General features: G+C 48.7%; 17 protein-coding genes and 1 other annotated feature. Of the genes, 1 reads left to right on the forward strand and 16 read right to left on the reverse strand.

Annotated features, from left to right (window positions below; genetic code table 11):
• Positions 1–29: 29 nt before the first annotated feature.
• The 9 genes from B9A14_RS10600 to B9A14_RS10640 form a co-directional block, all read right to left on the reverse strand.
• On the reverse strand, positions 30–1,715 hold the full coding sequence (locus tag B9A14_RS10600; RefSeq protein ID WP_157109929.1) for a sigma 54-interacting transcriptional regulator: 1,686 nt from the start codon (positions 1,713–1,715) through the stop codon (positions 30–32).
• 64 nt (positions 1,716–1,779) lie between these two features.
• A complete protein-coding gene (locus B9A14_RS10605) occupies positions 1,780–2,604 on the reverse strand; it encodes an IclR family transcriptional regulator (protein ID WP_084665669.1) in 825 nt (274 codons plus the stop codon).
• A gap of 144 nt (positions 2,605–2,748) precedes the next feature.
• Positions 2,749–4,332, reverse strand: coding sequence for an FMN-binding glutamate synthase family protein (locus B9A14_RS10610; RefSeq protein WP_084665670.1), 1,584 nt, complete (start codon positions 4,330–4,332; stop codon positions 2,749–2,751).
• Positions 4,333–4,497: 165 nt separating this feature from the next.
• Positions 4,498–4,695, reverse strand: a complete 198-nt coding sequence (locus B9A14_RS10615) for a hypothetical protein (RefSeq protein WP_084665671.1) — start codon at positions 4,693–4,695, stop codon at positions 4,498–4,500.
• A gap of 138 nt (positions 4,696–4,833) precedes the next feature.
• The gene (gene pduL / locus B9A14_RS10620; RefSeq protein ID WP_084665672.1) at positions 4,834–5,460 is read right to left on the reverse strand and encodes a phosphate propanoyltransferase; all 627 of its coding nucleotides are present in this window, start codon (positions 5,458–5,460) and stop codon (positions 4,834–4,836) included.
• A 290-nt stretch (positions 5,461–5,750) separates the two neighbouring features.
• A complete protein-coding gene (gene feoB / locus B9A14_RS10625) occupies positions 5,751–7,592 on the reverse strand; it encodes a ferrous iron transport protein B (protein ID WP_084665673.1) in 1,842 nt (613 codons plus the stop codon).
• Positions 7,579–7,851 (reverse strand): FeoA family protein, encoded by a 273-nt coding sequence (locus B9A14_RS10630; RefSeq protein WP_084665674.1) that lies wholly within the window; start codon positions 7,849–7,851, stop codon positions 7,579–7,581. The genes feoB and B9A14_RS10630 overlap by 14 nt, the downstream gene beginning before the upstream one ends.
• 84 nt (positions 7,852–7,935) lie before the next feature.
• Positions 7,936–8,769 (reverse strand): ATP-binding protein, encoded by an 834-nt coding sequence (locus tag B9A14_RS10635; protein WP_084665675.1) that lies wholly within the window; start codon positions 8,767–8,769, stop codon positions 7,936–7,938.
• A 29-nt stretch (positions 8,770–8,798) separates the two neighbouring features.
• On the reverse strand, positions 8,799–9,545 hold the full coding sequence (locus B9A14_RS10640; protein ID WP_084665676.1) for a DnaD domain-containing protein: 747 nt from the start codon (positions 9,543–9,545) through the stop codon (positions 8,799–8,801).
• 130 nt (positions 9,546–9,675) lie between these two features.
• On the opposite strand from B9A14_RS10640, the gene B9A14_RS10645 reads away from it, so the two are divergent.
• Positions 9,676–10,494 carry an Asp23/Gls24 family envelope stress response protein gene (locus tag B9A14_RS10645; protein WP_084665677.1) on the forward strand — a complete coding sequence of 273 codons (819 nt, stop codon included), beginning with the start codon at positions 9,676–9,678 and terminating at the stop codon, positions 10,492–10,494.
• Positions 10,495–10,498: 4 nt separating this feature from the next.
• Here the strand turns inward: B9A14_RS10645 and B9A14_RS10650 are convergent, their stop codons facing one another.
• The 7 genes from B9A14_RS10650 to B9A14_RS10680 all read right to left on the reverse strand — a co-directional run bounded on the left by B9A14_RS10650 (position 10,499) and on the right by B9A14_RS10680 (position 19,959).
• Entirely contained in the window at positions 10,499–11,710 is a 1,212-nt protein-coding gene (locus B9A14_RS10650; RefSeq protein ID WP_084665678.1) for an aminotransferase class I/II-fold pyridoxal phosphate-dependent enzyme, read from the reverse strand.
• Positions 11,707–12,189: an Lrp/AsnC family transcriptional regulator gene (locus tag B9A14_RS10655; RefSeq protein ID WP_084665679.1), complete on the reverse strand. Its 483-nt coding sequence runs from the start codon at positions 12,187–12,189 to the stop codon at positions 11,707–11,709. Before B9A14_RS10655 ends, B9A14_RS10650 begins: the two co-directional genes overlap by 4 nt.
• A 37-nt stretch (positions 12,190–12,226) precedes the next feature.
• Positions 12,227–12,467 (reverse strand) — a binding site (T-box leader).
• A 71-nt stretch (positions 12,468–12,538) separates the two neighbouring features.
• Entirely contained in the window at positions 12,539–13,297 is a 759-nt protein-coding gene (locus B9A14_RS10660) for a hypothetical protein (RefSeq protein ID WP_084665680.1), read from the reverse strand.
• A 90-nt stretch (positions 13,298–13,387) separates the two neighbouring features.
• Complete coding sequence (locus tag B9A14_RS10665) at positions 13,388–14,317, reverse strand: methylenetetrahydrofolate reductase (RefSeq protein ID WP_084665681.1); 930 nt, start codon at positions 14,315–14,317, stop codon at positions 13,388–13,390.
• Entirely contained in the window at positions 14,314–14,985 is a 672-nt protein-coding gene (locus B9A14_RS10670; protein WP_084665682.1) for a methylenetetrahydrofolate reductase C-terminal domain-containing protein, read from the reverse strand. Before B9A14_RS10670 ends, B9A14_RS10665 begins: the two co-directional genes overlap by 4 nt.
• A 36-nt stretch (positions 14,986–15,021) precedes the next feature.
• Complete coding sequence (locus tag B9A14_RS10675) at positions 15,022–15,489, reverse strand: hydrogenase iron-sulfur subunit (RefSeq protein ID WP_084665683.1); 468 nt, start codon at positions 15,487–15,489, stop codon at positions 15,022–15,024.
• A 9-nt stretch (positions 15,490–15,498) separates the two neighbouring features.
• Complete coding sequence (locus B9A14_RS10680; protein ID WP_231967704.1) at positions 15,499–19,959, reverse strand: FAD-dependent oxidoreductase; 4,461 nt, start codon at positions 19,957–19,959, stop codon at positions 15,499–15,501.
• Positions 19,960–19,973: the final 14 nt, after the last annotated feature.

The raw sequence follows: 19,973 nt of genomic DNA on the forward strand, positions 1-19,973 counted from the left end.
CCTTTCCATCCTTGATGAAAATTGGGGGATTACCCCTCATTAAGGTTATATTTCTTAAGTTTTTGGTAAAGGCCAGAAGGATGTATCCCCAGTAGCCGCGCAGCTTCCTGTTTATTACCTTTGGCTGCCAGGAGGGCTTTCTTGATAGCTTCTTGCTCAGCTAGGGCAACTGCCTTTTTTAACTCAAACCCACCCGAAGAAATAGATTGAGGAAAGGTAGGAGGTAGATGCTCGGGTAATATCAATTTATCCTCGGGATCTAGGAAATTAAACGCGTATTCCAGCACATTTTCCAGCTCCCGCACATTGCCCGGCCAGGAATATTCTTCAAAAAGTTCCTTAACTTTAGGGCTTAAGCCTTGGACTTCTAGCATGTACTTGATATTAAATTTCTGGATAAGACTGCGGCAAATGGGTTCGATATCCATGGGGCGTTCCCGGAGGGGAGGGATATGAAGGGTGATAACGGCCAGGCGATAATAAAGGTCTAAACGGAATTTACCTTCTTTCACGAGGGACACCAGATCCTTATTGGTGGCTGCTATGATCCTAACATCAACGTTTAGGGTTTTTCTGCCCCCTATCCGCTCGAAGGAGCGTTCTTGCAGAACACGCAGTAACTTGGGTTGCATACTTAAAGGTAGATCGCCTATTTCGTCCAAGAACACGGTACCCCCATCGGCAAGTTCAAATTTACCTGGCTTCCCACCACGAGCTGCTCCAGTAAAAGCCCCCTCTTCATACCCAAAAAGTTCCGCCTCCAGGAGATTTTCTGGTATGGCTGCACAATTAATTTTTATAAAAGGCTCTTTCCTCCTTCGGCTGGCCTGGTGGATAGCCCGGGCGAAGAGATCTTTTCCGGTACCGCTCTCACCTAAAAGAAGAACATTGGCTTCTCCTTGGGCTACCCGGGCAGCTAATTTTTTAAGCTCCTTTATTTGAGGGCTAATCCCTTGTATGGCTACCCAGGGGGATAGGTTTTCCTGTAGGAATTCTAGTTCATCTTTATATAAAAGGAGCCTATTTTCCATTATTTTGAACTGATGGTAAAAATCTTTAAAGTTATCTTGTAGTATAGCCTCCTGGGGAAGCACCCGGCTTATTCCTCCTAATATCTCACCGCTTTTATTCTTTAACGGTATCTCCGCCAGACAAAGCCGCTGACCTTTAAACTGTACTTCAGGATTTAAGTAAGACCGACCTGTAGTAACAACTTCGAACAATCTAGAAAAGGGAAGTACCTGTGCCACGGGCAATCCTACAGCTGACTCCTCCCTCCAGCCGACCAGCGAAGCACAGTATTTATTGATAAATACTAGTTTCCCTTCTTTGTCCACGACCGCCAGACCTAGGGGTAACTCTGCCAGGAGGGCTTCATAAATTTCAGCGAGGTCATGCCCCGTGTCCCATTGTTCTAAAACAATTACAGTGTTACCTTCCCCCTCCGGTAGCGGAAAATAGCTAACTCGTATAGCACCCTTTATCCCTTGAACCTTGGTACCTACTAAAGGCTGTCTAGTAGTCAGGACCTCAGAAAGGCGGGAGGCTGGGAAAACCTCAGTCAACTTTCGCCCGCGTACATCCTGACCAGGTACCCCCAGGATAACCAAGGCTTGGGGGTTAAACTCGGTAATAATACCTGATTTGTTTACCCATATCAGGCCATGGTTAAGAAGAGTTAAAATATAAGTTACCAAGTTATCTAGGCTAGGCACTTCTCAAGTTTTCACCATCCTTAATCCTTGAAGACCTTGAAGAAAGACTTGGGCTTAAAAACCTTTACGAGCGTAACTGCCTGCTTGTATCAGAACCCAAAGCTTCCGAAATGGCTTGGGCTGCCCGACATACCGCTTCCACTAGCTTAGTCTGGATAAGCTCTTCGGTTATACGGCTGCTAGGGCCAGAAACGCTTAAGGCAGCCACGACCCGTTGCTCGTGGTTTTTAATGGGAGCTGCCACACACCGGACGCCTTCTTCCAGTTCTCCCCTATCTATGGCGAACCCCTGTTGTCGAATTTGCTCCAACTCTCTTTTCAAACGTTCTATACTAGTAATGGTTGCCGGAGTGTAAGGATATAAGTTAAGGTTGCTCAACACCCTTTCCAGCTGAAAAGGAGGTAAGCCTGCCAGCAACACCTTACCGGCTCCGGTACAATAGGCTGGCCCTCTGGTACCAGGCCTAGCTAGCATTTTTACCATGTTTCTGGATTCTACTTGATCTATATATACTACTTCCGTACCATCTAGGACGGCTAAATTGGCTGTTTCATTAAATTCTTCCACCAGCTGTCGGAGGAAGGGCCGGGCTACTGCCCTTATGTCTAGGGAATATAAGGCCCGGTGACCGATTTCGAAGAGCTTTAACCCTAATCGGTACCTACCCTGATAAGGCTCCTGCTCTACAAACCCCCTCCGGGCGAGGGTATTTAACAAGCGATGGACGGTACTAATGTGTAATCCTACTTCTGCGCTTAAAGAAGAAAGCGTTACCGGACCTTCGGCCCGGGCCAAGGCTTCAAGAATAATAAGGGCCCGATCTACTGCCTGAACACCTTTTATTTTTTTGGTATTCGGATTTCCTTGGGTTCCCTTTTTTTGTACCACGGTTTTATAGCCCCATTTCTTTTATTTTTAGCCTCGGATTATAAGGATTAAGGAGGGCTTTTCACAAAAAAGAAGATGTTTTTAAGCCCTCCTTAACCTATAATACAATTATTTTATGCAATTTTCTAGAGTAAGTTTAAACCTTTAGGATTCCAGGATGCGCTCCGCTTCCTCGGCATCCAGGTCCATTACATAAGGGATACCGCTTAGTCTTGCAGCCTCCGGAGTTAAGGCTACCAGATCATCCCGCGTTATATACTGTAAAGCAAATTTACGTGCACCGCACATGAGCTGCTTAAGCCCCACACTGAGACGCTCAAAGAATGTATATACGCCGATGGCCCCTGGGGGTATTTCAGCAAAGGCTTCGCCGTACTTGGCCTTAAGCTCAGACGCAGCTACAAAGATTTGTTCCAGCGTGGTACCGTACTTATTAGAGATCTCTGCTGGTACTTTCCCGTTCTTTATAGCCTCCCCTAAGGTCTTACCCACCATGGCAGCGGTTAACGGTGCTCGGGCCATGCCTACCGCCTTGATGTAGGGTGCACCCAAAGCCAAGCCTTTAAAGACTTGATCTTCTAGGGCAAAGCCTCCAGCTATAGCTACGCTGGGAATGAACTTGCCGCGCTCAGCTAGCTTATTCAGGTATTTATAGAGCAAGCATTCCAAATAAACTGTGGGTATACCCCATTCGTTCATCATACGCCAGGGACTCATTCCGGTACCTCCACCGGCTCCGTCTACTGTCAAGAGATCGATCCTGGCATCAGAGGCATATTTCACAGCCCGGGCTAGATCAGCCGGCCGGTAGGCGCCTGTCTTAAGAAAAACATATTTAGCTCCATGGCGGCGGAGCTGTTCTACCCTAGCTAGGAAGGAGTCATATTCTACCATTCCCAGGCGGGAGTGGCGCTCAAACTCCTTAAAAGCACCCTGCCGGAAGGCTTCTTGGACCGTGGGATCTTCGGGATCAGGGTGGACAATATATCCCCGGCTTTTAAGTTGCAACGCCCGTTCTAAGGAATTTAGCTTTACCTCTCCTCCAATATCTTTAGCTCCCTGCCCCCACTTAAGCTCAACAGCCTCTACCCCCAGCTTATCGATAACATATTCTAGTACTCCCAGTTTAGTATCTTCAACATTGCTTTGGACTACGATGGTACCATAACCATTATACCATTTTTGGAAAAGCTTTACCCTCCGTTCCATATCCGGGGAACGGACCACCCGACCGGAAGAGAACTCAGCGTCTGGATCCATACCACAGACGTTTTCACCTATAGTAGCTATTACACCACTAATAGCGGCACCAATGGCTAGGCCTTCCCAGTTCTGTGAAGCTACATTAGTGGAACCTAATCCTGAGATAACTACAGGGAGTTTTAACTTAATTTGCCCATTAGCTCCTACTGCGCTTTCGATATTTACAGCAGGGAAAATGGCTTTATCGCTGTCAGGCTCGATACCTTGGGCCCCTACGGTGGTACCCATTATGTTGAAGTGCGACAAGTCGATAGGATAATCCTTTTCCGCAGCTGCTGTTATAGGCCCAAAGGGCTGGGGATAGATTACCTCCCGTCCCCGGTAGGCTGAACGGCCTACCTCACATAAACCGGTACACCCTTCCTGGCAAGTGGCACACATGCCGCTCGTGGGGCAGACGCTGCCGGGTGTACGGTTTCTGGTAAGGGTGGCAGCGCTAGCATTAATACCTTTGCTGAAACTCATCCCTGGTCCCCCCTGAAAAAAGTTTTTCTATTACCCTTAGGGTAAGAGAACCCTAAGGACAAACCGTAACCCCAGCTTTATTCTAATGGCCCCTTCCCGGCATGTCAATGAAATTTAATTTCATGATATGAAAAAGATATGGTCTTAAAAAAGACCCTAAAAAACTTAGGGCCTTTTTTTTAAATCACATTCGATAAGTCCTTCATAGCATTCATCACAGAGGAATTGCCCGCATACTGGGCAAATACGCATATCAGGAGGATTTATATCTAGGCATTCATAGCAATAGGCTGTATCACAATGGCGGCAAATCACACCTTCTACCTTCTGGGCCTTGCACCGGTCACAGACCGGTATTTTCATGTTCACCCTCTCCTTGTTTGTTTTTACGGTTTTTAAAATTATTCTTCTTCTAGGCTCATCCTTCCTCCTTAAATTTTAAATAGAAAATGCTCCCTTTTAAGGGAGCACCATAAAGCTTTACATTATACTTTTAGTTTTTTATCCTGTTAACCCTAAGGCTAAGGGTTGTCTTATTAATAACTGTTCGGATGAGATTTGTACCTTGGCTCCACTTGTTAGTAAGCAGGCATTGGCTTCGTCAGTATCTACATGGAATTCCAAAGCAGCATCGGATTGTACCCGGACCAGCACGTTTTGGAATATTATTCCTCGTTCCCCGTTTACTTCCACAGCAACTACATCTTTATCTTTAAAGCCATATCTCTTAGCTTCTTCTAGGGGCATGTGGATATGACGGAGGGCCAAGATAACTCCGCGCTCCAAAGTTACAATGCCAGCTGGTCCTATCAAGACACACCCGGGAGTACCCTCCAGATCACCTGAGTCTCGTACAGGAGGATTAACTCCTAGTTTAAAACAGTCCGTCCGGGATACCTCTACTTGGGTATAATCCCGCAACGGTCCGATGATACGGACGTTTTCTAGCACTCCTTTGGGTCCCACTACTGTTACAGTTTCCCGCGCCGCAAATTGACCAGGTTGGACCAGATCTCGTAATTTAGTCAAAGACGCGTCCGGCCCAAAAAGTTTATGAAAATGTTCTGGTGTAAGGTGAACATGCCGCCCGGATACTCCCACCGGGATTTCCAGCAGGCGTTTGTACATTAACTGGCCCCCCTCCCCTTGCTATTCGGCATTGAAAACCTACCATTAAGGATTAATTTTCTACCATTCACCCTTATTATATTACCGTTTACCCTATAAAGCAAGGGGAGGAAGTTGTTTTTTGAATTTTAAGTTCTTGTTTTCACTTTTTTGTTTTTACATCCCCTGCAACTGCTACAAGGGAAGTACAGCAGCGCATTACAGCGAGGACACCGGAAAGCTTGTGGGGAAGAAAGGGGGTAGCTGCACCTGGGGCAACTTAAAAGACACCGCTCCATAAGCCTTACCTCCTAAATCAGGATATGGGCGAGGATTCCTCCAATAAGAAAGGCTAGCACTAAGATGGTGGGCCAGATTACCAGAGCTTCTCGTATCCCCCGTTCTTTTAAAATCACCAGGGCAGAAGCAATGCAAGGGACAAAAATGGTAATAGTGACCAACGCTACCAAGGTTTGTTCAGGTGTAAGGGGTAGGGAGTATAAGCCGGCGGCCCCGAAGTCCCGGCGGATAAAGCCCATGATGAAGGCCGTAGCTGCTTCTTTGGGAAGCTTGAGCCAGCTGACTGTAAGGGGGGAGAGTAAAGCCTGAATAACCTCCAGCAGCCCTGTTACCTGTAGAAGGCCGATAAGCAGGGCGCCTCCAGCAAAGAGGGGTGTGGCCTCGCGGAGGAATAAAGCTACCTTGGTATAGGTTTTTTTAAGGACGTTCTGGGCTTGGGGCCAACGTAAGGGAGGTAAATCGATAAAAAGGTCACTAGGTTCCCCAGGGAGAATCCGGTTTACTACAGTACCAGCTAGTACGAATATGGTGAAAATCAAAGCTACATAGGCTACTACATAGCGCGGTCCTAGGGGTGCTAGCATACTGGCGATCACTCCTAGCTGTGCTGAACAAGGTATGGTCATAGCTAGGAGGAAAGTAGCTATAGTCCTTTCCCGGGGGGTGCTGAGCAGGCGGGTAGTGATGGTGGCAGCGGTAACACAGCCGGTACCTAAGATAAGGGGTATGACCCCCCTTCCATTCATCCCCAGCTTCATAAGTATACGGTCCACTAGAACAGCTATGCGGGGGAGGTACCCGGAATCTTCTAGTATGGAAAGGCTCAAATAAAAACCTACTACCAGGGGTAATAAAAGGCCTAAGATATAGGTTACAGTCATAGTTAAAAGCCCGAATTCACCTATTAACAGCGTGCCCAAAGGGCCTTGCCCAAGCCACGGGTCCAGTAGTTCTTGGATAAAGGGTTGGTAATAACCTTGCATTATCCTTTCCTCAGTAATCTCTACTACTGTCTGGGCTATAAAAACCCCGATAAACTGGTAGAGTAGGTACAGAACGCCCAATAATATAGGAATACCGGTCAGAGGCTTAAGCATCCATTTGCTTAAAATGCTCCTAAAAGAAGCCCGACTCATATCCTCCTGAACAACAGCATTAACCAACTCATCCACCCGGCGGCGGCGTAAAAGATAAATCTCTTCCCGCTTATCCATAGGTTTTAAGCGGTGACGAGCTGCGATCCAGGGATCTCCTTCTAAGATGAGTAAGGTTTCTGCCCGTCTGTGCACTTTAGGCAAGAGTGGCGCCAGCATCTCTTCTAACTCAGGTATAGGATGGCCTGGCCGGGCATAGGCCACGGCCTTCTTTAACTCCTCTATCCCTTGCCCTTTTACGGCTATAGTAGGAACTACGGGTACCCCCAGGAGCTGGGCGAGCTTATCATGGTCTACCTTTATCCCTTCCCGGGCGGCCTCGTCCACCATATTGAGGGCTACTACCACAGGTAAGCCCATATCGATCAATTGTTGGGTAAGAAATAAGTCGCGGTCCAAGTGGACAGCGTCCACCACGTTTATAACTATGTCAGCAGCTAAAATGATATCCCGCGCCACCCTTTCTTCATCATTAAAAGAGGAAACCCCATATATGCCGGGGGTGTCAATAATGCAGTCGTTCCCTACCTGGCCGTGGTTTATTTCTAAGGTGGTGCCGGGAAAGTTAGATACATCTACATAAAGACCAGTTAAAGCATTAAAAAAGACCGATTTACCTACATTGGGATTACCTACCAAGACTATCTTACGCAAGTGGGAAGGGAAAGGTAGGCGCAAACGGGGCTCATGACAGGCCATAATTTAACCACCTTTTCCCTTCCCGTCTTTCCAGTTGCGTAGATATAGGTTCTATTTCTATTTTCCTCGCCAGCCCCCGGCCTATGGCGATCTCTTGATGATTGCGTCCTATGATTACAGGCCCCTTAGGGATGACTCCTTTACACTTTATAACTGCCCCTTCCCACAGCCCAAACCGGATAGCCTGGCTACGGATCTCCTTTCCTGGGAGTTTAAGGATGCGATAAAACTCTCCTTCTTTTCCTTGTTCAAGGGTCATGATTGTTTTACCTCCTACCGGGATAACACATTGAGAAAAATTATCATTACCCACCTACCATTATAGAGCAATTGAAAATGGTTGTCAATAGCGACGTTCTTCCCGGCTTAAGATCAGACGGATATCCTGTTCTACAGGAAGGTGATAAGACCGGCAGAGCTGCAGAAGGCGAGAAGTAGTCCGCTCTCCTAGATATTCTTCTAACTGCTTTAGATCTAGATTACTGGTGACCACGGTGGGTAGTTCATAAATTAACCGGTAATTTATGAGGGAATAGATTTTATTGCGGGTCCATTCTGTGTAGTTGTGGGCCCCCAAATCATCTAAGATTAAAACTTTAGCATCCCGGGCTGTGGTCAGCAATTCTAGCTCGGTAGGGCTTTCTTCTTCCGGCCGTCGGTCATAAGTAGCTCGGATTTGGTCTAGGAGATCGGGGACTACTACGAAAAGCACATTTATGTTTAAAGAGGCCAGGGCATTGGCGATAGCGGCAGCAAGGAAGGTTTTACCGCTTCCCACTGGTCCAAAGATAAACAGCCCTTTAGTAGGTTGTTGCTGTGCACACTGCGCTACAAAGTTTTTGCACGCCTCCAAGCACCGGCGAGCGCTCTCGTAATAACTTGTCCCCGTTAGCTCATCATAGGCCTGGCGTGAGTAAAACCTTAAGTCAAAATTGGCAAAGGTATGCCGGCTGAGTTGGGGAGCAAGATGGGCGGAACGGAGGCGGTTCTGCCACGCTCGAGCCTCCATACACTTGCAGCGGTAAGCTCGTCCTTCGCGTAAAATTACGCCCCGGTCTTGGCAGTAAGGGCAATTTATGGTAGGGGCTTCGGGTTCGGGCGAAGTAGCCTCCCTTCCTTGTCCCCCTTCTAACGTGGGCTGTTTTAAAAAAATAGGTGGTATCTGGATGCGTTCCATAATCTTCCCCCCTCGTGGGGCCTAGGCTTTTAGGGTTCCGGGTCTAAACGGTAAAGGTCTCGGTACTTATCATCACCGGAAGCCTCACTAGATTTCTTTTTTCCTGCTTTTTTACTCAGGAGGCGGTCGTCATAATTAATGGCCTCTTGTACTGTGCGGATATTATGCCGGATCCAATCCCGCAGGATGGAGTCTATGTAGCGAAAATTCAAGGCTCCCCGCAGGACTGCCCGTTTTAATGCTTCGATTATGAGCTCCGGGCTTAAATTAGTATTATGATACCAATCAGCGAGCTGGCTGCTTTCTATAGGAGACAAAGGGCGGCCGAACTCCTTCTCAAATATACGATATAGCTCTCCCAAGCCGGGGTCTACAGTTGCCGCCTGCTCACTAGGAGCTGTTTGTAGCAAGGATTCCCTGGTTAAGATATGGGCTAGCTTCTCCCACAAATTATACAAGGAGAAGGCATTGAGCCACCGTCCGGTTACCGGGCTATAGTAAGGTTCTACGCTTAGGAGCTTTTTTTCAATTAGACCAGCTAATATATTTTTAACCTCTTCACTATCCATGGATAGATACTGGCTGAGCTTTTCTGGGGAAGGGAAACGGTCATGTTCTATTTGGCGCCAGCGGAGCAAATGAATAATGATCATTACCTCTGTTTCTGTAAGGCCCAGGCGATTATAATATTTAAGTAAAGGTTCGGGAACTACCACGGTACTATCTTCCAATAGTGAGCTTATTATAGCCGAGGGCCAATTGTCATTTGCTGGCATGAGAGGTCCCTCCCTGATACTTTAAATTATAGCATTGTACCAGGAGGCCTCCAAGGTGTTACTCTACTGACCGGCTTATGTTTAAAATTGGGGTCATCCAAGCTAATTTAATAGGGGAAGGAATAAATATATGGAAGTAATAGCCTTTATAGGGCCCAGCGGGAGCGGAAAAAGCCACCGCGCCCAGGCAGTGGCTTATGACTACCAAGCTGAGGCTATAATCGATGATGGTCTTCTAATTAAGGGAAGCCGTATATTGGCTGGCGTTTCGGCTAAAGAGCAGCCGACCCGAGTGGGTGCCATTAAGACTGCCCTTTTTACAGATCCCCAACATGCAGCTGAAGTTAAAGCCCAGATAGCTGCTTTGGCTCCTTCCCGGCTTCTGCTTATCAGCACCTCCCGAGAGATGGCGTGCCGTATTGCTAAACAACTGGATCTTCCACTGCCTAGTTTATTTATTGATATTACGGAAGTAGCTACACCCCAAGAGATCGCCAGGGCCAAGCAGATCCGGAAACAGTTAGGGAAACATGTTATTCCCGTACCTACAGTAGAGGTAAAATCCCGTTTTAAGGGGAACTTTATTGAGCCCTTAAAGACCTTTTTGCGCCGGCGTTCAGCTCCTTTGGGGAGGCCCAAAAGTCTATGGATAGAACAAACTTTGGTCCGCCCCACTTTTAACCTTTTAGGCCACTTTTATATTTCTGAGAAGGTTATAGAGCAATTGGCTACTTATTTAGTAAGGGATGGGGTAATAAGCCATCCCAAGGTAGAGGTAGAAGATACTTCTGGGGGGCTATCCCTTAATATAGAAGTTATGGCTCGCTATGGTATTCCCTGGAGGCCCCACCTTCAAGCTGCCCAGGCTAGGGTTAAGGAGGGGGTAGAAAACCTAACCGGACTTACGGTTAAAGCCGTTAATATTATTGTCCGGCAGGTTTTCTTTTGATTTCTTATCCATGGGCTACTGCCTTAGCTACTCTTAGCTGGCGGGCCACAAAGCGTTCAATTCTGTTTAGAGCTTCCATAAGCTCCTGGAGGGAGGTTGCATAAGAGCAACGGATAAAACCCTCACCGCTAGGACCGAAGGCGTTCCCTGGCACAACAGCTACCCGTTCTTCCTTAAGCAACCGTGCAGCAAATTCCTCTGAGCTTAGTCCTGTGGCAGCAATGGAAGGAAATACGTAAAAAGCTCCCCCTGGCTCAAAACAATCTAGTCCCATCTCCCGGAGTCGGCTTACCACTAACCGGCGCCGTTGGTCATATTGTTCTACCATATAAGCCACATCTTTAAGTCCCTGTTGTAAGGCTTCCAGCGCAGCCATCTGGCTCATGATGGGTGCACAGAGGATAGTATATTGGTGAATCTTGACCATAGCTGCTAGGAGCTCAGGATGGGCAGCCACATACCCTATGCGCCATCCTGTCATGGCAAAGGCTTTGGAAAAGCCACTTACAAGTATGGTGCGCTCCTGCATACCTGGCAAAGCGGCAAAAGATATGGGAGGTCCGTCGTAGCGGAGCTCGGCATATATCTCATCTGCCAGTACAAGGAGATTGTGTTTCTCCACCAACCGGGCTATAGCTGCCATGGTTTCCCGAGCTAAAACTGCTCCAGTGGGATTGTTTGGATAGCAGAGGATAAGTAATTTGGTTTTAGAGCTGATACGCTTTTCTATTTCTAAAGGACTGGGCTGGAAATCCCGCGCACGGGTAGTAGGTACCTCTACTGGTACCCCGCCGCATAGCAGAGTTATGGGTTTATAGGAGACATAACAGGGTTCGGGAATGAGAACTTCATCCCCAGGATTAAGCACAGTACGCAGAGCCAAATCCACGGCTTCACTTGCTCCAATGGTAACAAGTATTTGCTTATCAGGGTGGTAGGAGAGGCCAAAGCGTTCCTCCAAGTATTTGGCAATAGCCCTTCTAAGTTCAGGCATTCCTAGGTTAGAAGTATACATGGTGTATCCTTTTTCCAGAGCCTGGACGCAGGCTTCCCGGATGTGCCAGGGGGTAACAAAATCTGGCTCCCCTACCCCCAGGGAAATAACCCCTTTTGTGTTAGCTACAAGGTCGAAAAAACGACGAATCCCTGAGGGTTGCAAATTTTTAACTACAGGGGAAATAAACTTATGGGCCTCAAAGGTAGGGTTGGGATTCATGGCTGCACCACCTGCCGGCGTTCGATTACCTCTTCTTCAAAGATGACCCCATCTTGCTTATATTTCTTAAGGATAAAATGGGTAACGGTGCTTTGTACATGTTCTAGGGTGGCCAGTTTCTGGGCCACGAAGGAGGCGACTTCTTTTAAACTTTTACCTTGCACCAACACGGATAAGTCATAGCTTCCGGACATAAGGAATACTGATTTGACCTCCGGGTACTGGTAGATACGGGCGGCCACTTCGTCAAAGCCTACATCCCTTTGGGGAGTTACCTTAACATCGATCAAGGCTGCCACTTCTTCTTCTCCCACTTTCTCCCAGTTGATGAGGGTGGTATAGCGTAGGATTATTTTCTCTTTTTCCATTTCCGCAATTTCCTGGGCCACCTGATCTGGCGAAAGGCCTAGCATTAGAGCTATTTCCTTAGGAGTCAATTTACTATTGCTTTCTAGAAGCTTAAGTATCCTTTTCCGCATCCTGCCCCTCCCCTATAAATAATTTAGCCTCCTGTCCCTAAGGGACGGGAGGCTTTCCCGCGGTACCACCCTTATTGGCCATAAAATGGCCCACCTCATTTAGCGCCTAAAGCAGGCGCGACCGATAACGGGGTCTTCCGTCCTGGCCTACTTAGGTTTACCCTTTCGGCTGGAAGCTCCAGGGTGGCTTTCAGTAGGAGATGGTTACCGGGCTTCCACCTTATTCCCGGCTCGCTGGAAACCTTCTACCTACCTACTTTCCCTTTCCTAGCCTTTGGCTTTAAGTAGATTTTTATACTTATACGCTTATCCTTTGTAGCGTCATTTTAGCACTAGTAGGTGCGCCCTGTCAACAAGGGTTTGAGGCTGCCTGTAAGCTTCCTGGCCGGCGTAAACGTCTGGCTAGAGCTAGCGGATTCCGAAGCTCTCCTTCGGTCACCTTTATAACCCTGATCCCTGCCTGGCGCAGGAAAAATTCTTTTCGCCAGTTGGGGGCCGCGGAATTAAGCTCAAACCCCAAATTCAAACGCGGTAAAAAGTAATCTAGCTTCCCTCCCCGGGTAACAAAATTTTCAAGGAGTTCTTCTCCAGGAAAAGCTTGCTCCAAGGCGAGGCGCAACCCCTTTAATTTGGCTACCAAAGATTTGGACTCACCCTGTTCCTTTTTCTGTTCTAGCCTGGCTTGGGCGCTGGTGGGAACTTCGACTGCTCCACCAGTGAGTGTACCTTCGTCTGGCTGTTCGCTTACGTTAAGAGACGGGTATTCTAAACTTGCACTTTCTCCTGCATCGGAACCCTTGCTTTTAAGGTAGCTACTTACTCCTCGCTCGATAATCTCCTGCAGGTCACGAGAGAAATGCCCAAAGCTCTGCAGTACCCGGCGGTCAGGTAAGCGCTGGGCAGCGAGCTGCTCTACTAAGGATTTCAGGTGCTCTTCCCTGCCCTCCAGAGCCTCTACTAATAAATGGCCTATTTCTTGGATAATGGCTGCGCCACGCTCTATTTCTTCTTCCCGCGCTTCTCCCTCTTTAAGACCAGCAGAAATGGCACACTGTACTAACTCATCAATAGAACTCAAAATCTGGGCTTCTAATCTATTGTTACGCAATCCCTACCCCTCCCTGATGGGGGATCTCCTCCCCATCAGTATATTCATAGGGGAACGGGAATAGAACACTATCTTGCATTTTTTAAGCTGTCAATCTACCTGGGGGCGCGGGTAAAGTCCGGCTTCTTTGACAATGGTGGGAATAATATCTTCCCACATTATGGCCATGATGTGAATACCGGCTACTCCTTCTATGGTGCGTAAATGCTTGATTTGTTCTACACATATGGCTACACCTTCGGCCTTGGGGTCTTTAGCCTTTTCCATCCGAGCCACGATCTCTTCGGGTACTATCATACCTGCCACTGATTGTTGCATGTATCTTGCTGCGCGAGCAGATTTTAAAGGGGTTACCCCGGCTAGGATATACGCTTTTTTGTGCAGCCCCCGCTCCCTTACCATGGCCATGAATCGCTCGAACCGTTCCATATCAAAGATACACTGCGTTTGGATGAAATCTGCACCTGCATTGATTTTCTTTTCTAGCCTCAAGATCCGAAATTCAAAGGGATCTGCAAAGGGGTTAGCAGCTGCTCCGATGAAGAAACGAGGCTCATGCTCTTTGATTTCTTCACCACAGGCGAACCTTTTTTCATCCCGCAGATCCTTGACTATACGTATAAGCTGAATGGAATCAATGTCATGCACATTTTTGGCTGTAGGATGATTCCCAAAGGACTGGTGGTCCCCTGAAAGGCAGAGTACATTACGTATCCCTAAGCTGTAGGCTCCCAGGAGATCGCTTTGTAAGGCTATCCGGTTACGGTCACGTACGGTCATCTGTATTATGGGCTCACACCCAGCCCTTAGCACATGGACTCCCGCCGCTATGCTAGACATACGCACTATAGCTGTCTGGTTATCGGTCAAGTTTATGGCATCCACGTAATCCTTAAGGAGTTCAGCGTGGTGGAGGATACCGTCTGGAGAGGCGTGCTTAGGTGGACCTACCTCACCTGTTACTACAAAATGTCCCTGGGAAAGGAGTTTTTCCAATTTGCTACCTGACTTCCAGCTCATTCTATCCTCACATCCTCCCGTACCACTTTGCGCGGGCCGCCGTCCCTGGCTTTAGACCAGTCTTTGGGCGGCTGGATTTCTAGCAGCAGTTCTAACTTGTTTAAAGCCTTGAGGCGATCATATATTAATTGCCAGGCGCAAGGTATATCTTTATTGACTTCACATCGCCCGTTTTGGGAGCCTCCACAGGGGCCGTTGAGGATGCTTTTGGAACATCTGATTATAGGGCAAATACCCCCTGTCTTGTGCAGGATACATTCTCCACATAGGCCACAGCGCTCTTCCCATACCCCGTGTTCTATCGTTCCACCGGCGAATTTGGTATTAAGGGCAGGTATTACCCATTTGTTGTAATGCTCGGCTAGGAATTGCACCCCTACACCACAGGCCAGGGAAAGTATGCAATCGATATCTTCCGTAATATATTTTTCTAGCATCTGCACATATTCGGGATCACATTGCCGGGTAAGGGTAACTTCTATAGTTTCCAGCTCTTTACCATTTTTTTTGTACATCATACGCAGGGCTGCAGCCAGTATCCCCACCTCTTTTTCACCGCCGGCCAAGCAGACGGTAACACATCCGCCGCAGCCAACCACCAAAATTTTACGTACCTCTCCTAAAAGCCCTGCTATCTCGGTCAGGGGTTTAGCTTCGGCCACAATCACTTTTTTCACCTACCTAACATGACTTGTAATAAATCCTTACGACACATTTTTTTCTTTGGCTTCTTCCTGGGAACAGGTGTTATGTTTCTTAAGGGGGTTAGGCCCTAACTGCCTTATTTTTTCTGTAAATTCCCGGGCTATTTCAGCGAAGCGGGGGCCCATGGAACTTGCGAGATTGAACATCTCTAGACGCTCACCCCCGATACCAATTTCATCTAGGAGTTTTTTAGCATACTGCACACGCTTTTTAGCCCGGAGGTTTCCCTTAAGGAAATGGCAATCTCCTTCCAGACAGCCAGCCACATACACACCATCAGCTCCATTTTCAAAGGCCTCTAGCAGCACTCGAACATCGGTTTTACCTGTGCAAGGCATCTCGATTAAGCGTACGTTGGCTGGATATTGCAAGCGCATGGAGCCGGCGAGATCAGCTGCAGAATAAGCGCAATAGTAACAACAAAAGGCGATTATTTTAGGCTCAAATTGGGTAGAGGAATTGCTCATATTTGCCTTTTACACCTCCCTAAATAGGCCGGCCACCTTGGCCAGGAGTTGCTCATCTTTATAATGCTGCAGCTGGATAGCCTTGGCCGGGCACTCACCAGCGCAGGTACCACAACCTTGGCACTGGACAGCATTTATTTCTGCCACATTACGTTCATTGATGCGCGGAACGCTATAGGGGCATACCCGTACACAGGTGAGGCAGGCAGCGCACTTGGTCTCATCCACTACCGCCACAACCCCGCCTACTAAGAGGTGTTCTTTAGCTAGGATAGTACAAGCCCGAGCCGCAGCGCCTTGGGCCTGGGCTATGGCCTCGGCTAGGGATTTGGGCGAGTGGGCGGCGCCACATAGGAATATACCTGCCGAGGGGAAGTCGATGGGCGCCAGTTTAGCATGGGTTTCTACAAAGAAGCCATCTTCATTTAAGGGGAGCTTAAATAAGGTGGCTAACCTTTCAATGCCTTCGGGAGCTACAGCACCCGTGGCCAGGACTACTTGATCAGGCCATAAAACGAGGGTTTTACCAGAAGATGGGTCCTTTACTTCTATTTCTAGCAACCCGATCTCCCTCTGCCGGATTACCGGTTTAGCCGTAAGATCATATTGGATAAATATAACCCCCATTTCCCTGGCTTTCCGGTAATAATCCTCCATGAACCCATAGGTGCGCATATCCCTATACAGGATGTAGACTTTGGCCTCCGGATTAAGCTCCTTTATTTTCAAGGCATTTTTGAGGGACTGGCCACAACAGGTCCGGCTACAATACAGGCGCTCCCCTTCGCGGGAACCCACACACTGGATAAATACCACCTGTTTATTAGCCTGTACATTAAAGCGGCCTTCGGCTAGCTCCTGTTCCAGGTGGGTGTTGGTGATTACCCTGGGATCCTGGCCTAATCCATATTCGGAAGTAGAAGCTTCCTTAATACCTGTAGCTATAATGATAACTCCGTGTTCTAGCTTAATGGTCCGGCGGATATGTTCGCGACCTGGGGCCCCTTGGGAAATGGTGGTAAGGAAATGCCCCTGGTGGCCGCCGAACTCCTCTACCTGGGCAGAAGTATAAACTTGGATACGCGGATGGGCTCGCACTTGGGATATAAGATCCTTAAGGAAGGACTGGACATCGCTGCCTTCTAAGGTGAAACGTAAGTAGCGAGCATATCCGCCCAATTCTTCTTCTTTCTCTACCACGTAAACATCATAGCCTTGATCAGCTATAGTCAGCGCGGCGGTTAATCCTGCTACTCCACCGCCAACAATCAAAGCCCGGCGTACTACAGGCACTGGTTGGAGATGCAGAGCTTCATGCTTTATAACCTTTGCTACAGCCATACGCACGAGATCTTTAGCCTTTTCTGTGGCCATATCGGGTTCTTGGCGGTGGACCCAAGAACACTGGTCACGGATGTTAGCCATCTCAAAGTAGAAGGGGTTTAGGCCAGCTTCCCTTAAGGTTTCCCGGAAAAGGGGTTGGTGCGTACGGATGGTACAAGAGGCTACCACTACCCGGTTTAACCGGTGCTCCTGGATTATCTCTTTTATCTTTTTCAAAGTATCTTGGGAACAGGTATAAAGGTTATTTTCTGCATATACCACATGGGGAAGCTGCCGAGCGAACTCTACCACGGCCGGTACATCCACTACCCCAGCAATGTTTATCCCGCAATGGCAAATGAAGACCCCCACTCGGGGCTCCTCTAAGCTTACATCCCTCTCTGGCGGGTATTCTTTAGGCCGTACTAGAGTATTACGTGCAGGGGCCAGATCCCTTCCAGCGCACGCTGCGGCCGCGCTGGCATTAACAACTGTTTCCGGGATATCCCGGGGGCCTTGGAAGGCGCCGGCTACATAGATACCTTCTCGGGTGGTGGCCACCGGTTGCCATTCTGGAGTTTTAGCGAAGCCGTAAGGGTTAAGCTCAATACCACATATCTCGGCGAGTTTTGTTGCCTCTTTCGGCGGGCGCACGCCTAAAGCTAAAACCACCAGCTCAAACTCTTCCCGGATTATTTTTTCGCCGTTAAAGTATTGGATGATCAAGTTCTTGGTTAAGGGATCTTCTTCTACCCGGGAGATCATGGCCCGCACATAACGGACTCCGGCTTGTTTAGCAGCCTCTACGTATTTATCGAAATTTTTACCATACGAGCGCATATCAAGATAGAAGATAGTGGGCTTTATACGGGAGTCATGCTCCCGGGCAATAATGGCTTCCTTAGTGGAATACATGCAGCAGATACCAGAACAGTAGGGGCTACCTTCTCCCTCGCAGTCTCGGGAGCCCACGCATTGGATAAAGGCTATCCTTTCCGGCACCTTACCATCAGAAGGCCGTTCCACATGGCCTTGGGTAGGGCCGGTGGAGCTTAAGAAACGCTCGAATTCCATACTGGTGATGACGTTGTCGTAATATCCGTAGCCATACTCGCCAGCTAAGGAGGCATCGAAAAGCTCGTAACCAGGGGCAAGTATTATGCTCCCCACAGTTAATTCTTCGTATTTTTCCTTCTGCCAGTGTTCCACCGCCTTTTTCTGGCAGACAGCTTCGCACTGGAGACATTCAGAGCATATACCGCAGTTTAAGCAGCGGCGGGCCTCTTCCTGGGCCATCTCTGGAGTGTAGCCCAAGTAAACCTCCCGGAAGTCCCGCACCCTTTCTTCTGGGGGGGTCATCCGTTGCCTGAGGCGCCTTGCCGGAAAGGGTATAATGTTTTCCGGCGGGCCTAGTTTCTCCTGGCGCGGGGTTTCTCGGCCTTCGGCCAGGTCTTGCCCGTTTAGGTATCGTTTGACGGTTTCAGCAACCTCATGCCCAGAAGCTACGGCCTCCACTACTGAACTGGGGCCCCGGACCACATCCCCGCAGGCAAAAACACCTGGGACATCTGTAGCTAAGGTTACTGGGTCAACCGCTATAAGGCCTTTAGCGGTCCGAATGCTGCTTTGCTCACCTAAGAAACTTAAATCAGCAGCTTGGCCAATGGCCACGATAACTGTGTCTGCGGGGATGGTAGTGGTTACTTCAGGGTTATATTGGGGATTAAACCGGCCTTCTTCATCGAAGACGCGAGTACATTGCATCAATTCTATAGACTTGACTTCGCCTTCCCCTAGGAATCTCTTGGGTCCCCAGGAGTTGTGCAGGATAATACCTTCCTCTAAAGCTTCTTCTATTTCCCAGGAGTGGGCAGGCATCTCCTTACGGGATTCCAGGCAAGCTACATGGACTTCCTCTGCCCCGAGTCGCCGGGCCGTACGTGCCACATCCATGGCTACGTTTCCGCCGCCTATAACTACTACGCGACGGCCTACTTCCACCTTCTCGCCTTGGGCCACCTGGCGGAGGAAATCCAGGCCAGGGAGGATCCCTTTAAGTTCTGCACCAGGGATGTTAAGGAGCCGGCTCTTTTGTAAACCGACAGCCAAAATAACAGCTTGGTACTGGGAGCGTAGTTCCTCTAAAGTTATATCTTCCCCTAGCCGAGTATTGGGGACAAACCGTATCCCCAAGTTCAAAATACGTTGGGTTTCGCGTTCTACTACTTCTAGGGGCAACCGGTAGCGAGGAATACCTGCCCTGAGCATCCCTCCAGGCGAGGCTAGGGCATCGTATACGGTAACCTGGTAGCCTTCCAGGGCTAAATCTTGGGCAGCGGTTAAGCCCGCTGGGCCTGCACCTACAATAGCCACCTTTTCTGGACGAACTTGGCGTGGCCGGTAAGTTTCTTTTTCTTTTTCCTGAGCCTCTTCCCAGCCATAATCATAAGCTGCCCGTTTAAGCCAAGCTATGGCCACCGGCTCGTCATACTGCCCTCGGTTGCACTCGGTTTCACACGGATGGTGGCAAATACGACCGCATATACCGGCAAAAGGCATACGGCGGCGTACAACCTCCAGGGCCTCGGCAAACTTACCCTGGGAAATTAGAGCCACATACCCCTGGGCATTGGTTCCTGCCGGGCAAGTACTGCGGCATGGAGGTATACCCCGTTTCTCTATCAGGTACTTATTAGGCACGGCCTGGGGGAAGAGTTTATAAACCGCCTTGCGCTCTCCTCGCCCCTGGTTAAATTCATTGGGCACTCGAACAGGGCAAACCTGTTCGCAGTCACCACAAGCTGTACATTCATCCAGGTTTATATATCGCGGCCTTTGGCGAATCCCAACTCGGAAATTACCTTTCTCTCCTTCTACTTTTTCCAGGGACGAACAAGTATACAGGCGTATATTGGGGTGGTTTAAAGTATCTGTCATACGCGGGCCCAATAAGCACATGGCGCACTCGTTGGTGGGGAAAGTCTTGTCCAATTGGGCCATTTTACCGCCTATGGAAGGCGACTCTGTCACCAAGTGCACCAGGTAACCCGCGTTAGCTAAATCTAAAGAAGCCTGCATACCAGCGATACCGCCGCCGACCACCAAAACCGAACCTGTCACTTCCGGCCTTTCCCTTTGCTCCCTCACGACTTTTGCTCACC

The organism is Thermanaeromonas toyohensis ToBE (assembly GCF_900176005.1).
In the GTDB taxonomy this organism is placed as follows: domain Bacteria; phylum Bacillota; class DSM-521; order Neomoorellales; family Neomoorellaceae; genus Thermanaeromonas; species Thermanaeromonas toyohensis.

Excerpts from the sequence above, each read along its gene's own strand:
- B9A14_RS10675 (WP_084665683.1), bottom strand. The coding sequence starts at position 15,489 with ATGAGCAATTCCTCTACCCAATTTGAGCCTAAAATAATCGCCTTTTGT.
- B9A14_RS10635 (WP_084665675.1), bottom strand. The coding sequence starts at position 8,769 with ATGGAACGCATCCAGATACCACCTATTTTTTTAAAACAGCCCACGTTA.
- B9A14_RS10640 (WP_084665676.1), bottom strand. The coding sequence starts at position 9,545 with ATGCCAGCAAATGACAATTGGCCCTCGGCTATAATAAGCTCACTATTG.
- B9A14_RS10655 (WP_084665679.1), bottom strand. The coding sequence starts at position 12,189 with ATGCGGAAAAGGATACTTAAGCTTCTAGAAAGCAATAGTAAATTGACT.
- B9A14_RS10650 (WP_084665678.1), bottom strand. The coding sequence starts at position 11,710 with ATGAATCCCAACCCTACCTTTGAGGCCCATAAGTTTATTTCCCCTGTA.
- pduL (WP_084665672.1), bottom strand. The coding sequence starts at position 5,460 with ATGTACAAACGCCTGCTGGAAATCCCGGTGGGAGTATCCGGGCGGCAT.
- B9A14_RS10615 (WP_084665671.1), bottom strand. The coding sequence starts at position 4,695 with ATGAAAATACCGGTCTGTGACCGGTGCAAGGCCCAGAAGGTAGAAGGT.
- B9A14_RS10665 (WP_084665681.1), bottom strand. The coding sequence starts at position 14,317 with ATGAGCTGGAAGTCAGGTAGCAAATTGGAAAAACTCCTTTCCCAGGGA.
- B9A14_RS10645 (WP_084665677.1), top strand. The coding sequence starts at position 9,676 with ATGGAAGTAATAGCCTTTATAGGGCCCAGCGGGAGCGGAAAAAGCCAC.
- feoB (WP_084665673.1), bottom strand. The coding sequence starts at position 7,592 with ATGGCCTGTCATGAGCCCCGTTTGCGCCTACCTTTCCCTTCCCACTTG.
- B9A14_RS10630 (WP_084665674.1), bottom strand. The coding sequence starts at position 7,851 with ATGACCCTTGAACAAGGAAAAGAAGGAGAGTTTTATCGCATCCTTAAA.
- B9A14_RS10610 (WP_084665670.1), bottom strand. The coding sequence starts at position 4,332 with ATGAGTTTCAGCAAAGGTATTAATGCTAGCGCTGCCACCCTTACCAGA.